This is a genomic window from Acidocella aluminiidurans (assembly GCF_055383125.1).
On record NZ_AP031589.1, the window covers coordinates 305,296 to 318,107 of the forward strand.

Here is a 12,812-nt window from a genome sequence, read left to right on the forward strand (position 1 = left end):
CCGCAACGCATAAACCCCGCCCAGAGGGCGGGGTTTGATCCGTATCAAGCACAGCCCGCGCAAAACCGCGCGGCAGGCATGAAGAAATCAGCCGAGCTGCTTCTTCACCGCCTCATTCACCAGGGCCGGGTTGCCCTTGCCCTGCATCGCCTTCATCACCTGGCCGACGAAGAAGCCGAAGAGCTTGTCCTTGCCGGATTTGTACTCCGCCACCTTGTCCTGGTTCTCGGCCAGCACCTTGGTCACCGCCGCGTCGATGGCGCCGGTATCGGTCACCTGGCGCAGCCCCTTCTCCTCGACGATGGCGCCCGGCGCCTTGCCGGTTTCCACCATCTCCTCGAACACATCCTTGGCGATGCGGCCATTGATGGTCTTGTCGGTGATCAGATCCAGCAGCGCGCCGAGATCGGCGGCGGAAACCGGCGGGTTCTCGATGCTCTTGCCGGTGCGGTTCATCGCCGCAAAGAAATCGCCGGAGATCCAGTTGGCGGCGAGCTTGCCGTCGCGTCCCTTGGCCACGGTTTCGTAGAAATCCGCCGTCGCCTGGTCGGCCACCAGCACGCCCGCATCGTAGAAGGGAATGCCATATTCCGCGCAGAAACGCGCGCGCTTCTCATCCGGCAGCTCCGGCAGGGCCGCCTTCAGCTCGTCCACCCAAGCCTGCTCCAGCACCAGCGGCAGCAGGTCCGGCTCGGGGAAATAGCGGTAATCATGCGCATCTTCCTTGGAGCGCATCGAGCGCGTCTCGCCCTTGGCGGGGTCGTAGAGCCGGGTTTCCTGCACCACCTCGCCGCCGCTCTCCCAGACCTCGATCTGGCGCAGCGCCTCCGCCTCCACCGCATGCATCACAAAGCGCACGGAGTTGACGTTCTTGATCTCGCAGCGTGTGCGGAATGCCTCGCCGGGCTTGCGCACGGAGACATTCACGTCCGCCCGCATCGAGCCTTCTTCCATATTGCCGTCGCAGGTGCCGAGATAGCGCACGATCTGGCGGATCTTGCGCAAGTAAGCCCCGGCCTCCTCCGGCGAACGGATATCCGGCTCGGAGACGATCTCCATCAGCCCCACACCCGCCCGGTTCAAATCCACCACGGATTTGCTCGGATGCTGGTCATGCATGGACTTGCCCGCATCCTGCTCCAGATGCAGCCTGGTGATGCCGATATGCTTGATCGTGCCATCCTGCAGCTCGATCTCGACATTGCCGGTGCCGACAATCGGGTGCTCGAACTGGCTGATCTGATAGCCCTGCGGCAGATCCGCGTAGAAATAATTCTTGCGGTCGAAGCGCGAGAACAGATTGATCCGCGCCTTCAGCCCCAACCCGGTGCGCACGGCCTGGGCCACGCATTCCTGGTTGATCACCGGCAGCATGCCGGGGAAACCGGCATCGATGAAGGAGACATGCGCATTCGGCGCGCCGCCATAGGTCGCGGACGCTCCGGAGAACAGCTTGGACTGAGAAATCACCTGGGCATGGACTTCAAGGCCGACCACGACCTCCCAGGCGCCGGTGCTGCCTTCCAACGTATAGGCCATTATTTCGCTCGCACTTCAGGCAGGGCCGAGAAGCCCGCCGCGTTTTCGATGGCGGCCGAGACCGCGAACACCGTTTCCTCGTCAAAATGCTTGCCGATCACCTGCAAGCCCAGCGGCAACCCGTCGGCGGAGAGCCCGGCCGGCACGCTCATCGCCGGCACCCCGGCCAGCGAGGCCGGCACGGTGAACACGTCGTTGAGATACATCGTCACCGGATCATCCATCTTCTCGCCCAGCCCAAAGGCGGCGGAGGGCGCGGTGGGGGTGAGGATGGCATCAACCTTCGCAAACGCGTCGGTGAAATCCTTCAGGATCAGGTTCCGCACCTTCTGCGCCTTCAGATAATAAGCGTCGTAATAGCCATGGCTCAGCACATAGGTGCCGATCATGATGCGCCGCTTCACCTCGGCGCCGAACCCTTCGGCGCGGCTGCGCTCATAGAGATCGATCAGATCCGCGCCATCCACGCGCTTGCCGTAGCGCACGCCATCATAGCGGGCGAGGTTGGAGGAAGCCTCCGCCGGGGCGACGATATAATACACCGCCAGACCGTATTTGGTGTGGGGCAGGGAAATCTCGACGATCTCCGCCCCCTGCGCCTTCAACCACTCAATCCCCTTATCCCAGAGGGCAAGGATTTCCGGGTTGGTGCCCTCCAGCCGGTATTCGGCCGGAATGCCGATCTTCAGCCCCTTCACGCCGCGGTTCAGCGCGGCGGTGAAATCCGGCACTTCACGTTCGGCCGAGGTGGAATCCTTCGGGTCAAACCCGGCCATGGCGTTCAGCAGCAGCGCGTTATCTTCCACATTGCGCGCCATCGGCCCCGGCTGGTCGAGCGAGGAGGCAAAGGCCACCACGCCGAAGCGCGAGCAGCGCCCATAGGTCGGCTTGATGCCGGCCAGCCCGGTAAAGGCGGCGGGCTGGCGGATGGAGCCGCCAGTATCCGTGCCCGTCGCCGCCAGCGCGATGCGCGCGGCCACCGCCGCCGCGGACCCGCCCGAGGAGCCGCCCGGCACCAGCTTGGCCTCCGCGCCCTGGCGCTTCCAGGGATTTTCCACCGCGCCATAGAAGGAGGTGATGTTGGAGGAGCCCATGGCGAACTCGTCCAGATTGGCCTTGCCCAGCATCACCGCCCCGGCCGCCTTCAGCTTGCCCGAAACCGTGCTCTCATAAGGCGGCACGAAGGGCTCCAGGATCGCGCTTCCCGCCGTGGTGCGCACACCCTCGGTGCAGAACAGATCCTTCATCGCGATGGGAATGCCGGTCAGCTTCGTCGCGGTGCCGTCAGCCAGGCGCGCATCGGCCGCCTTCGCCTGTTCCAGGGCCAGCTCCGGGGTGGTGGTGATATAGGCGTTCAAACGCGGATTCAGCGCCGCCACGGCCTCATTATAGGCCGTGGTCAGCTCCACGGCCGAAATCTCTTTCGCCTTCAGCGCCTTGGCGGCACCGGCGATGGTCAGGTCAAACATGCTCATTCCACAACTTTCGGCACGGCAAAGAAATTTCCGATGCGGTCGGGCGCATTGGCCAGGATTTTCTCCGCCATATCGCCGTCGGTGACCTGGTCCGCGCGTTGGCGCAGCGCCATTTGCGCGCCGCCGGAGAGCGGCTCGACACCGTCCACATTCACTTCGCCCAGCTGCTCCACATAGCCCAGAATCGCGTTCAACTCGTTCTGGAGGGTGGCAATTTCCTCGTCATTCACCCGAATCCGGGCCAGTTTCGCAATCCGGCGTACCGTTGCGGCGTCCAGCGACATACCAAAATCCCTTGGCTAAAAAATCCGGGCGGACCATACAGGCGGCCATGGCGCTCTACAACCTGCCCGAATTTTTATCCCTTTTGCCCCCCGGCTCCCGGCTGCTGGGGCTCGATCCCGGCTCCAAACGCATCGGCGTGGCCCTGTCCGATGTCGGTTTGCGCATCGCCAGCCCCTACACCACGCTGCAACGCACCAAGATGAAGTTCAACGCCGTCGAAATCGGCGAGATCGCGGTGCGCGAAGGGGTAGGGGGGCTGATCATCGGCCTGCCCTTGGATGGCGAGCAAACGCTCGGCCCCCGCGCCCAGGCGGCGCGGGACTGGGCGCATGGGCTCAGCGATCTGCTTGGCCTGCCGGTGGCGATGGTGGATGAGAGCTATTCCACCGCCGAGACCCATGAACGGCTGATTGCGGCCGGGGTCAGCCGGGCGCGGCGCGCCGAAATCGTCGACAAGCTGGCGGCGGCGGAGATTTTGCAACGCGCACTGGACGCGCTGCAAGCCTGACGCCGATGGCTCTGGCGGGCATATGGACGAAAATTCATCCACCTTCCCGGGCGCTCGCCAATCCGCCCGCCATATCAGCGCGTATTCCTGTTTGTTCACGAACCATTCAGGTTCTAACCAACAAGGAAATGTCGGATGTCTGCTCAAAAATTGCGGCTCGCTTTGACTCTTTCAGGACTCTTGCTGCTGCCCGGCCTCGCCGCCGCGCAATCCATGTCGGCTCAATCCATGTCGGCGGATCCCATGGTCGGCGGCGCCGCCATGTATCCCAGCCGGAACATCGTGCAAAATGCTTTGAACTCGAAGGACCACACAACACTCGTGGCGGCGGTGAAGGCGGCCGGGCTGGTGCCAACGCTGGAAGGCAAGGGACCGTTTACCGTGTTCGCGCCCACCAATGAGGCCTTCGCCGCGCTGCCGGCGGGTACCGTGCAAACGCTGCTGAAACCCGAAAACAAAGCTGAGCTCGTCAAGATTCTCACCTATCATGTCGTGCCCGGGCGCTATACCGCGGCGGATATCGAGAACATGATCCAGCAAGATGGCGGCACCGCGCAGCTCAAAACGGTCGAAGGCGAATCGCTGAGCTTCAGCAACGCCCCGGCGGGCGGGCTGATGGTCAAAGACGCCAAGGGCGATGAAGCGAAAATCACGATCAGCGATGTCATGCAGTCGAACGGCGTGATTCAGGTGATCGACAAGGTGCTGATGCCCTGAAGCTCGGCGCAGCGTCCGCTGAAACCGGCTTGTTCGCTCGCATCACGCGCCCGCGCATCAAATTTTCAGCCAAATTCTGGGAATTTTGCCTCGGCGCGGCATGTCTTCCGTTTACGTAACGCGGCGGCGTGAGCGGAACAGCTCTAGCTGTGAAAAAGGCGGCGGGGTTGTCCCCGCCGCCTCCAGCCGCTATCGCGGCGACGCGATCAATGCTTCTTGGCGGCGTCCTTCAGCCCGCCAATGGTGTTCTGCACCTTACCTTCGGCCTTGTCGGCCTTGCCTTCGGCTTGCAGCTTGGTGTCGCCGGTCACTTTGCCGGCGGCTTCCTTCACCGCGCCCTTGGCCTGCTTCAGGGTGCCTTCAATACGATCCTTGTCCATGTTGAATCTCCTCTATGTGGTTGCTGGATTGTCTCGGTGCGGCGCGTTCAGCGCCGCAGGAAATTAGGGGCTGGGCTTGCTGGGCGCGTTGGCATTGGCGCTGTTGGTCAGCGCGTGGCCGCCCTGGGACAGATCCTCACCGACGCCCGCCGTGGTATGGCAGGCAGCAAGACCCGCCGCCATCGACACCATCGCGAACAGACCAAAGGCAACACGAAACTTAGAAACCATCGCCCAAAATCCTTTATCCTTTTTGGAACGCTCCCCCGATTGGGACGCGTATCGTGAAATGGGATTTTGTCCGGCGGCTTGGAAAATTCAATCTGGAATACTTAAGCTTTCAGATTTGACAGATTTGTCTCATGAAACGCCCGTCATGGAATTTTAAGCGAGCCCAAATTCCCGCGCCAAGAGCTGGTAGGATTTCGTGCGCACCGCCGGATCATAAACCGCGGTGGTGATGGCGATCTCATCCAGCTGCAGATCCCGGCCGAGCTTATGCAGCCGCTCCGCCACCTGTGCCGGCGTGCCGATGAAATTGCGCGACAGCGACATTTGCATCTGCGCCTGCTCGGCCTCGGAAAACCCCATCTGGTCGGCCTCCTCGGGCGAGGGCAGGGGAATATAGACGCCGCGATTGCGCATCGCCCAGAAGGCGCCACGGGATTTCGCCCAATATTGCGCCTCCTCCTCGGTCTCCGCCGCCAGCGCGAACACGGTCGCCGCGGCGCGGCGCGGCGGCGCCTCCGGGCCGGGCTGCTTGAACTGGGAATGATAAGCATGCAGCGCTTCCTCCGCCCCGGCGCCGTCGGAGAAGAAATAGGCGAAGGCGTAAGGCAGGCCGAACCAGGCGGCGAGCTGGGCGCCATAGGTGGAGCTGCCGAGGATCCAGATTTCGGGGGCGTTCGGCCCGCGCGGCTCGCAGGTCACAGCGCGGAACGGATGATCCACCGGCAGCGTCTGGCCCGAGACCCAGACCGCGACATCGCGCACCTGGGCCGGGAACATATCCGCCGCCTGGCGCGCATTCGGGTTCAGCGCCAGAGCCGTGCGCCCATCCGAGCCCGGCGCGCGCCCCAGCCCGAGATCGATCCGCCCCGGCGCGATCGCCTCCAGCACCCGGAACTGCTCGGCCACTTTCAACGCCGAATAATGCGGCAGCATGATCCCCGCCGCCCCCACGCGGATGCGGCTGGTCTGGCTGGCGATCGCGGCGGCCAGCACCTCCGGCGCCGAGCCCGCCACCGCGCCGGAGCTGTGATGCTCCGAGAGCCAGTAGCGATGATAGCCAAACCCCTCACAGGCCCGCGCCAGGGCGATGCTCTCGCGGATCGCCTGGTCCGGCAGGATGTTGGTGCGGATCGGGGACTGGTCCAGGACGGAAAATTTCATATCGTTCATATAGGCCGGGGCGGGCGGCTTGCCAGATCCGCATGGCAGGCCAGACACCCTGCCGGAATTGGCAAAGCCCAGCCCGTGGGCCAAGTAGGCGGCGCTCCCTGACGCAAAGTGATGCAGATGAAGAAAATCGGCTTTCTCTCCTTCGGCCATTGGACCCCCTCGCCACAGTCCGGCACCCGCAGCGGCGCCGATGCGCTGCTGCAATCCATCGATCTCGCGGTGGCGGCGGAAGAGCTGGGGGCGGATGGCGCCTATTTCCGGGTGCATCATTTCGCCCGCCAGCTCGCCGCCCCGTTCCCGCTGCTGGCGGCTGTCGGCGCCAAAACCAAGCGCATCGAAATCGGCACCGGCGTCATCGATATGCGCTATGAAAACCCGCTCTACATGGCCGAGGATGCCGGGGCGGCGGACCTGATCTCCGGCGGCCGGCTGCAGCTTGGCATCAGCCGTGGCTCGCCGGAGCAGGTGATCGATGGCTGGCGCTATTTCGGCTATGCCCCGGCCGAGGGCGAGCAGGACAAGGATATGGGGCGCCGCCACGCCATGGTGCTGCTGGACGTGCTGCGCGGCGAGGGCTTCGCCCAGCCCAACCCGCGCCCGATGTTCCCCAACCCGCCCGGCCTGCTCCGCCTCGAGCCGCACGCGCCGGGTCTGCGCGAGCGCATCTGGTGGGGCTCAGGCTCCAACGCCACCGCCATCTGGGCGGCGCAGCAAGGCATGAATCTGCAAAGCTCCACCTTGAAGGATGACGAAACCGGCGAGCCTTTCCACATCCAGCAGGCCAAACAGATCCGCGCCTATCGCGAGGCCTGGAGGGCGGCCGGCCATACCCGCACCCCGCGCATTTCCGTCAGCCGCTCGATCTTCGCGCTGATCAACGACCAGGATCGCATGTATTTCGGGCGTGGCAAGGATCAGGACAGCATCGGCATGATCGATGAAAGCACCCGCGCCATCTTCGGCCGCTCCTATGCCGGCGAGCCGGAGGCGCTGATCGAGGAACTGCGCGCCGACGAGGCGATTGCCGAAGCCGACACGCTGCTGCTCACCGTGCCCAACCAGCTCGGCGTGGCCTACAACGCGCATGTGATCGAGGCGATCCTCAAACACATCGCCCCGGCTTTGGGCTGGCGCTAGAGCAATATGTGTTTAGGTTGACGCGGTATCGTCAAGATAAACACATAAAATTGCTCGCCAAAACGAAAGCTAGAGCGTTCAGCTAAAAGCTGAAGGCTCTAGAGCGATATATGTTGAGGTTGACGCGGCAGCGGCAACTTAAACACATGAAAATGCTCGCAAAAACGAAAGCTAGCGCCTTCAGCTCAAAGCTGAAGGCGCTAGAGCAGCGTCACCGTACAAGCCGGCGGCGCCGCCAGGGTCTGGAAAATCACGCAATAGCGCTCGGTGCTTTTCAACAGCTTGGCGCGCGTCGCCTCATCGGCATCGGTATCCAGCTTGAAGGTCAGGTTGATCGGCCCGAGCCCGACCGGGGCGGCGCGGTCGATCGCCAGCGTGCCGCGCGCATCCCAGAAGGAATGCGCCACTACCCGCGCCTGGCGCAGCCTGATGCCCATGGCGGTGGCGACGGCCGCCAGCGTCACCCCGGCGCAGGCCACCAGCGAATCGAGCAGCAGATCCGCCGAGCAAGCCGTCCCCTGCGGCCCGCCCGCGGCCGGATGCAGCCCCGCCTGTGCCGGGCGCGCATTGACCAGCGTGCAGGTGAGGCTCTCCTGCTCAATCACCCCTTCCGCCCGGGACTGCACCAGCGCATGGGCGGGGTTGTCCCGGTAATCCTGTTTCAGCGGCGCCTGCAAAGCCCGCAGCGTCTCGGCGTCCATCTTCCTCACCTTTCCGTCTTTTGCCGGGAGTATGGGAAGCTTTCCGCCGCGCCTCAACGCTGTTCAAAAACTGCGCGCGCCTGACCTTAGAGCATCAAGCTTTTAGCTTGATCCTCTAACTTTTGTTTTAGCGAGCAATTTCATGTGTTTATTTTGACGCTGGCGCGTCAACCTAAACACATATTGCTCTAAAAACTGCGCGAGCGCAGTGTCATCAGCCGCAAATCCGGCGCCCAGATGATCCGTGTCGGCGCATCGCCCATGAACACCAAAGCCCGGTGCGCCCCATCCTCCGCCGCCAGCCGTACGCGCATCAGCCGGTAGCGTACCGATTCATAGGCCTGCAGCCGCACCAGCATGTCGGCGTTGATCCGGATCACCATCCCCGGCACATGCGCCCCCGGCGCCCGGCGCAGCGTGGGGTAGCGCGCCCCGCGCAACTTCACCCGGGCAAAGCCATGCAGCCTGGCCGGCACCGGCTCATGGCGCAGCGGCCGCCCGGCGCAGCGCCCGAACGCCCCCTTGTCCGCCAGCGTGCCATACACGAAAATCTTCATCCGAAAATCTCTCCCCAGTGGCGGGCCAGCGCCGCATCCACCGCGTCCATGCCCACATCCACCCCCAGCGCCTTCAGGCTGGTCACCCCATGCTCGGCGATGCCGCAGGGCACGATGCCGCCAAAATGGCTCAGCTCCGGCGCCACGTTCAGCGCCAGCCCGTGCCAGGTGATCCAGTGCGAGACCCGCACCCCGATGGCGCCGATCTTCTCCTCCGTCCCATCCGGCCGCGCCACCCAGATGCCGACCCGCCCGTCCCGGATCTCACCCTTGATGCCGAATTCCTTCAGCGTGGCGATCACCCAGCGCTCCAGCCCGGCTACATAGCAGCGCACATCGCGCGCCGGCACGCTGCCATGGGGCTTGGCCAGATCCAGCATCGCATAGACCACGCGTTGCCCCGGCCCGTGATAGGTCCATTGCCCGCCGCGCCCGGCCTTGTAGGTGGGAAAGCGCGTCGCATCCTGCAGATCCTCGCGCTTCGCCGAGGTGCCCTCGGTATAAAGCGGCGGATGCTCGACCAGCCAGACCAGCTCCTTCGCCGCCCCGGCGCGGATCTCGGCGACGCGCGCCTGCATCCGGGCGAGGGCCGCCTCGTAATCGGTCAGACCCGGTGAAATTTCCCAATCCAAAGCGTCTTTCGTCATGGCTCCCCTGTTGCAGGCTCCGCGTTCATAGTCTATAGGCCCGCCGCAGCCTCGATGCGGTCGTGGCGGAATGGTAGACGCGCAAGCTTGAGGTGCTTGTGGGGGAAACCTCGTGGAAGTTCGAGTCTTCTCGACCGCACCAAGCTCCCTTCTCCAGAATTAGCGATCTTCAAAAATCACATGGCGGAGCGAGTTGCCAGCCCTGCCGGCTTGCGCCATGAACCCTTCAGATCATTGATTTCGGGGGAGGGTTCGAGACATGGATGAGACCTTACGCAAAGCGGCTCTGGATTATCACCGCTATCCCCGCCCCGGTAAGCTCGCCATCACCGCCACCAAGCGCATGGAAACCTCGCGGGATCTGGCGCTGGCCTATTCCCCGGGTGTCGCCGCCCCCTGCGAGTTGATCAAGGAAGACCCGGACAGCTCCTTCGACCTCACCTCGCGCGGCAATCTGGTCGCCGTCATCACCAACGGCACCGCCGTTCTGGGGCTGGGCAATATCGGCGCGCTCGCCGGCAAGCCGGTGATGGAGGGCAAATCCGTCCTGTTCAAGAAATTCGCCGGGATCGACAGCTTCGATATCGAGATCGACGAGCAGGACCCTGACAAGTTCATCGAAACCGTGGCACGGCTGGAGCCCAGCTTTGGCGGCATCAATCTGGAGGACATCAAGGCCCCGGAATGTTTCAAGATCGAGCAGATCTTGCGCGAGAAGATGAACATCCCGGTGTTTCATGACGACCAGCACGGCACCGCCATCATCGTCGGCGCCGCGGTGCTCAACACCATGGCCGTGCTGAACAAGAAGATCGAAGAGGTGCGCATCGTCACCTCCGGCGCGGGCGCGGCGGCACTCTCCTGCGTCAACATCCTCAAGGCGCTGGGGCCAACCCCGAGAACATCACCATGACCGACCGTGATGGCGTGGTGTATAAAGGCCGCCCGAATCTGGACCCGACTTTGCTGGACGTGGCCCGCGAGACCGATGCGCGGACTTTGCCGGAGGTGCTGCCCGGCGCGGATATCTTCCTCGGCCTCTCCGCCCCGCGCGTGCTGAAGGAGGAATGGCTGCATCTGCTGGGCGAGCGCCCGCTGATCCTGGCCCTGGCCAACCCGGAGCCGGAGATCATGCCGGAAATCGTCCAGCGCGTCCGCCCGGATGCGATCATGGCGACCGGCCGCTCGGATTTCCCCAACCAGGTCAATAACGTCATCTGCTTCCCCTTCATCTTCCGTGGCGCGCTGGATGTGCGCGCCACCGCGATCACCGAGGGGATGAAGCTGGCGGCCGTGCGCGCCATCGCCAATCTGGCGCATGTCGAGGCCTCGGACGTGGTCGCCGCCGCCTATGGCGGCAAGGCGCCGGTGTTTGGCCCGGATTACATCATTCCCAAGCCCTTCGACCCGCGGCTGATCCTGCATGTCGCCCCCGCCGTCGCCCAGGCGGCGATGGATGAGGGCGTCGCCCGCAAGCCGATCGCGGATTTCGAAGCCTATATGCATGAGCTGGAGCGCTTCGTGTTCCGCTCCGGCCAGCTGCTGCGCCCGGTCATCGAGGTGGCGCGTAAGGCGAAGCCGCGCATCGTCTATGCCGAGGGCGAGGATGAGCGCACGCTGCGCGCCGTGCAGAGCGTGGTGGATGACGGGCTGGCCAAGCCGATCCTGATCGGCAAGACCGAGGCGGTGACCGCGCGCATCCAGTCGCTGGGGCTGCGCCTGCGCCCCGGCCAGGATGTCGAGATCGTCGATCTGGAGCGGGATACGGCGTTGTTCGAGCAGCTGCTGGCGGCCTATTCCAAGCGCGTCGGCCGGCGCGGCACCCCGCCGGATGCCGCCGCCCGGCATGTGCGCAAGCGCCCGACCGTGACGGCGGCGATGCTGCTGGAGCAGGGCGCGGCGGATGCCGCGATCTGTGGCGGCACCGGTGATTGGTGGCGGCAATTCCAGTATGCGCTGCCGATCGTGCCGCGCAGCACCGGATCTGGCCGTGTCTTCGCGCTGACCGCCTTGATCCTGCAGGCCGGCCCGCTGTTTTTCTGCGACACCCATGTGAATGTGGACCCGAGTGCCGAAGAGGTGGCGGAGATGACGCTGATGGCGGCCGAGACGGTGCGCCATTTCGGCCTGCCGCCGAAGGTCGCACTGCTCTCCCACTCCAATTTCGGCGCCTCCAACTCGCCTTCCGCGAAGAAGATGCGCAAGGCGCTGGGGCTGATCCGGGCGCGCGACCCGGAGCTGGAGGTGGATGGCGAAATGCACGCCGATGCCGCCCTGGCCGAGCAGATCCGCCACCACGCGCTGCCCGATTCGACCCTGACCGGCACCGCCAACCTGCTGATCTTCCCGAATATCGACGCCGCCAACATCGCCTATAATCTGGTGAAGGCGACCGGCGAGGCGGTGACGGTGGGGCCGATGCTGCTGGGGCTGGAGAAGCCGCTGCATATCGCCGTGCCCAGCACGACAGCGCGCGGCATCACCAACCTCTCCGCCGTGGCGGCGATGCAGGCGGCGCTGGCGGCAAAGTAACAGGCTGCTTAAAACAACCGTTTGAAAAACTTATAGAAGTTTTTTGGGTGCCGCCTTTTTTCCAAAAAAGGCGGCGACAAGCTGGGGGCGGTGGCAGGAGCGGTGCCACCCCCGACACACACAAATTTTCATCAATTTCCGACTGCAGCTTTCCACCAGCATCGATCAAACAGCCCCTATATCAGCTCTGAACATCCAGCGCCGCGCCGGAGCTTTTATCGGAGGTGCCTGATGCTGTTTCTGCTGAGCTTTTTAGAGCATCAAGCTTTTAGCTTGATGCTCTAAATTTTTTTTAGCGAGCAATGTCTTGTGATTATTTTGACGCTGGCGCGTCAACCTAAACACATATTGCTCTAGCCGGGCTGTTGATCTGCAACGCGATTCCGCATCTGGCGGCTGGGCTGCGCGGCGAGCCGTTCCCCACCCCTTTCGCCACGCCGCGCGGCGTGGGGCTGTCCCCACCCGTGGTCAATCACCTCTGGGGCTGGTTCAATCTGTTTCTGGGGCTGGTTCTGCTGCCGCCGCGTGCGCTGTTTCTGGGCGCGCTGCCGCCTTTGCATAACAGCCTGTTCTGGTGTTTCGGCGTCGGCTTCCTGCTTTGCGGTCTCTATCTGGCCACGCATTTCGGCAAGGTCCGCACGCGGCAAGGCTGAAGGGCCGGTTCAGGCCAGCAGATTGATCCCGCCACTGGCGCTGGGGCTCGCGCTGGCGCTGCCGGGTTCCGGCGGGCGGGTGCGCGGGGTGGTGGCGATGGAGACGATGTCGCCCTTCTTGTCGCGCACGGTGGTAACGGTGGAGCCGTCCGGCAGGGTGGTGACGTTTGTGGTGTCGCCTGAAGTGCTGGAATTGAAGGCGCTGGCCAGCGAGGTGCTGGCGCTGCCCAGCCCGACGCTGCCGATACTCATGCTGGCACTCATGCTGCTCTCCTGGTCG

16 protein-coding genes and 1 tRNA gene are annotated in these 12,812 nt (G+C 64.0%); 7 read left to right on the forward strand and 10 right to left on the reverse strand.

The genetic code is table 11. The features are described 5' to 3' along the window. Window positions 1–87 precede the first annotated feature (87 nt). The 3 genes from gatB to gatC are packed head-to-tail and all read right to left on the reverse strand — an operon-like array spanning window position 88 to window position 3,298. Window positions 88–1,539 (reverse strand): Asp-tRNA(Asn)/Glu-tRNA(Gln) amidotransferase subunit GatB, encoded by a 1,452-nt coding sequence (gene gatB / locus ACZ46S_RS01640; RefSeq protein ID WP_464063108.1) that lies wholly within the window; start codon window positions 1,537–1,539, stop codon window positions 88–90. Next, entirely contained in the window at window positions 1,539–3,014 is a 1,476-nt protein-coding gene (gene gatA, locus ACZ46S_RS01645) for an Asp-tRNA(Asn)/Glu-tRNA(Gln) amidotransferase subunit GatA (protein ID WP_464063109.1), read from the reverse strand. The genes gatB and gatA overlap by 1 nt, the downstream gene beginning before the upstream one ends. Further along, complete coding sequence (gatC, locus tag ACZ46S_RS01650; protein ID WP_464063110.1) at window positions 3,011–3,298, reverse strand: Asp-tRNA(Asn)/Glu-tRNA(Gln) amidotransferase subunit GatC; 288 nt, start codon at window positions 3,296–3,298, stop codon at window positions 3,011–3,013. The genes gatA and gatC overlap by 4 nt, the downstream gene beginning before the upstream one ends. A 47-nt stretch (window positions 3,299–3,345) precedes the next feature. Between gatC and ruvX the strand changes: the two genes are divergently transcribed. Continuing rightward, window positions 3,346–3,807, forward strand: a complete 462-nt coding sequence (ruvX, locus tag ACZ46S_RS01655; RefSeq protein ID WP_464063111.1) for a Holliday junction resolvase RuvX — start codon at window positions 3,346–3,348, stop codon at window positions 3,805–3,807. Between the two features lie 135 nt (window positions 3,808–3,942). Next, window positions 3,943–4,524, forward strand: a complete 582-nt coding sequence (locus ACZ46S_RS01660) for a fasciclin domain-containing protein (protein WP_464063112.1) — start codon at window positions 3,943–3,945, stop codon at window positions 4,522–4,524. A 206-nt stretch (window positions 4,525–4,730) separates the two neighbouring features. Here the strand turns inward: ACZ46S_RS01660 and ACZ46S_RS01665 are convergent, their stop codons facing one another. The 3 genes from ACZ46S_RS01665 to ACZ46S_RS01675 form a co-directional block, all read right to left on the reverse strand. Then, window positions 4,731–4,904, reverse strand: a complete 174-nt coding sequence (locus ACZ46S_RS01665; RefSeq protein ID WP_295742008.1) for a CsbD family protein — start codon at window positions 4,902–4,904, stop codon at window positions 4,731–4,733. A gap of 63 nt (window positions 4,905–4,967) precedes the next feature. After that, window positions 4,968–5,135: an entericidin A/B family lipoprotein gene (locus tag ACZ46S_RS01670; RefSeq protein WP_295742011.1), complete on the reverse strand. Its 168-nt coding sequence runs from the start codon at window positions 5,133–5,135 to the stop codon at window positions 4,968–4,970. Between the two features lie 153 nt (window positions 5,136–5,288). After that, complete coding sequence (locus tag ACZ46S_RS01675; protein ID WP_464063113.1) at window positions 5,289–6,296, reverse strand: LLM class flavin-dependent oxidoreductase; 1,008 nt, start codon at window positions 6,294–6,296, stop codon at window positions 5,289–5,291. 120 nt (window positions 6,297–6,416) lie between these two features. Here ACZ46S_RS01675 and ACZ46S_RS01680 point away from each other — a divergent pair, with 120 nt between their 5' ends. Further along, window positions 6,417–7,442, forward strand: coding sequence for an LLM class flavin-dependent oxidoreductase (locus ACZ46S_RS01680; protein WP_464063114.1), 1,026 nt, complete (start codon window positions 6,417–6,419; stop codon window positions 7,440–7,442). A gap of 200 nt (window positions 7,443–7,642) precedes the next feature. Here ACZ46S_RS01680 and ACZ46S_RS01685 read toward each other — a convergent pair whose 3' ends face one another. The 3 genes from ACZ46S_RS01685 to lipB all read right to left on the reverse strand — a co-directional run bounded on the left by ACZ46S_RS01685 (window position 7,643) and on the right by lipB (window position 9,347). Continuing rightward, entirely contained in the window at window positions 7,643–8,143 is a 501-nt protein-coding gene (locus tag ACZ46S_RS01685; RefSeq protein ID WP_464063115.1) for an OsmC family protein, read from the reverse strand. Between the two features lie 188 nt (window positions 8,144–8,331). Next, window positions 8,332–8,700 carry a gamma-glutamylcyclotransferase family protein gene (locus ACZ46S_RS01690; protein ID WP_295742022.1) on the reverse strand — a complete coding sequence of 123 codons (369 nt, stop codon included), beginning with the start codon at window positions 8,698–8,700 and terminating at the stop codon, window positions 8,332–8,334. Next, window positions 8,697–9,347, reverse strand: coding sequence for a lipoyl(octanoyl) transferase LipB (gene lipB, locus ACZ46S_RS01695; RefSeq protein WP_464063116.1), 651 nt, complete (start codon window positions 9,345–9,347; stop codon window positions 8,697–8,699). Before lipB ends, ACZ46S_RS01690 begins: the two co-directional genes overlap by 4 nt. Window positions 9,348–9,403: 56 nt before the next feature. On the opposite strand from lipB, the gene ACZ46S_RS01700 reads away from it, so the two are divergent. From ACZ46S_RS01700 to ACZ46S_RS01715, 4 genes are all read left to right on the forward strand, one after another. Then, window positions 9,404–9,489 (forward strand) — tRNA-Leu (locus ACZ46S_RS01700). A 117-nt stretch (window positions 9,490–9,606) separates the two neighbouring features. Next, window positions 9,607–10,260, forward strand: a complete 654-nt coding sequence (locus ACZ46S_RS01705) for a hypothetical protein (RefSeq protein ID WP_464063117.1) — start codon at window positions 9,607–9,609, stop codon at window positions 10,258–10,260. Further along, on the forward strand, window positions 10,257–11,879 hold the full coding sequence (locus ACZ46S_RS01710; RefSeq protein ID WP_464063118.1) for a phosphate acyltransferase: 1,623 nt from the start codon (window positions 10,257–10,259) through the stop codon (window positions 11,877–11,879). The genes ACZ46S_RS01705 and ACZ46S_RS01710 overlap by 4 nt, the downstream gene beginning before the upstream one ends. 365 nt (window positions 11,880–12,244) lie before the next feature. Beyond that, the gene (locus ACZ46S_RS01715) at window positions 12,245–12,532 is read left to right on the forward strand and encodes a hypothetical protein (protein WP_464063119.1); all 288 of its coding nucleotides are present in this window, start codon (window positions 12,245–12,247) and stop codon (window positions 12,530–12,532) included. Between the two features lie 9 nt (window positions 12,533–12,541). Here ACZ46S_RS01715 and ACZ46S_RS01720 read toward each other — a convergent pair whose 3' ends face one another. Then, on the reverse strand, window positions 12,542–12,796 hold the full coding sequence (locus ACZ46S_RS01720) for a hypothetical protein (RefSeq protein WP_464063120.1): 255 nt from the start codon (window positions 12,794–12,796) through the stop codon (window positions 12,542–12,544). Window positions 12,797–12,812: the final 16 nt, after the last annotated feature.

What these genes read in the sequence shown, in the direction of transcription:
- ACZ46S_RS01710 (WP_464063118.1), top strand. Translation starts at nt 10,257, where the DNA reads ATGACCGACCGTGATGGCGTGGTGTATAAAGGCCGCCCGAATCTGGAC.
- ACZ46S_RS01690 (WP_295742022.1), bottom strand. Translation starts at nt 8,700, where the DNA reads ATGAAGATTTTCGTGTATGGCACGCTGGCGGACAAGGGGGCGTTCGGG.
- ACZ46S_RS01660 (WP_464063112.1), top strand. Translation starts at nt 3,943, where the DNA reads ATGTCTGCTCAAAAATTGCGGCTCGCTTTGACTCTTTCAGGACTCTTG.
- ruvX (WP_464063111.1), top strand. Translation starts at nt 3,346, where the DNA reads ATGGCGCTCTACAACCTGCCCGAATTTTTATCCCTTTTGCCCCCCGGC.
- gatA (WP_464063109.1), bottom strand. Translation starts at nt 3,014, where the DNA reads ATGAGCATGTTTGACCTGACCATCGCCGGTGCCGCCAAGGCGCTGAAG.
- gatB (WP_464063108.1), bottom strand. Translation starts at nt 1,539, where the DNA reads ATGGCCTATACGTTGGAAGGCAGCACCGGCGCCTGGGAGGTCGTGGTC.
- lipB (WP_464063116.1), bottom strand. Translation starts at nt 9,347, where the DNA reads ATGACGAAAGACGCTTTGGATTGGGAAATTTCACCGGGTCTGACCGAT.
- ACZ46S_RS01675 (WP_464063113.1), bottom strand. Translation starts at nt 6,296, where the DNA reads ATGAAATTTTCCGTCCTGGACCAGTCCCCGATCCGCACCAACATCCTG.
- ACZ46S_RS01680 (WP_464063114.1), top strand. Translation starts at nt 6,417, where the DNA reads ATGCAGATGAAGAAAATCGGCTTTCTCTCCTTCGGCCATTGGACCCCC.
- ACZ46S_RS01705 (WP_464063117.1), top strand. Translation starts at nt 9,607, where the DNA reads ATGGATGAGACCTTACGCAAAGCGGCTCTGGATTATCACCGCTATCCC.
- ACZ46S_RS01720 (WP_464063120.1), bottom strand. Translation starts at nt 12,796, where the DNA reads ATGAGTGCCAGCATGAGTATCGGCAGCGTCGGGCTGGGCAGCGCCAGC.
- gatC (WP_464063110.1), bottom strand. Translation starts at nt 3,298, where the DNA reads ATGTCGCTGGACGCCGCAACGGTACGCCGGATTGCGAAACTGGCCCGG.
- ACZ46S_RS01665 (WP_295742008.1), bottom strand. Translation starts at nt 4,904, where the DNA reads ATGGACAAGGATCGTATTGAAGGCACCCTGAAGCAGGCCAAGGGCGCG.
- ACZ46S_RS01670 (WP_295742011.1), bottom strand. Translation starts at nt 5,135, where the DNA reads ATGGTTTCTAAGTTTCGTGTTGCCTTTGGTCTGTTCGCGATGGTGTCG.
- ACZ46S_RS01685 (WP_464063115.1), bottom strand. Translation starts at nt 8,143, where the DNA reads ATGGACGCCGAGACGCTGCGGGCTTTGCAGGCGCCGCTGAAACAGGAT.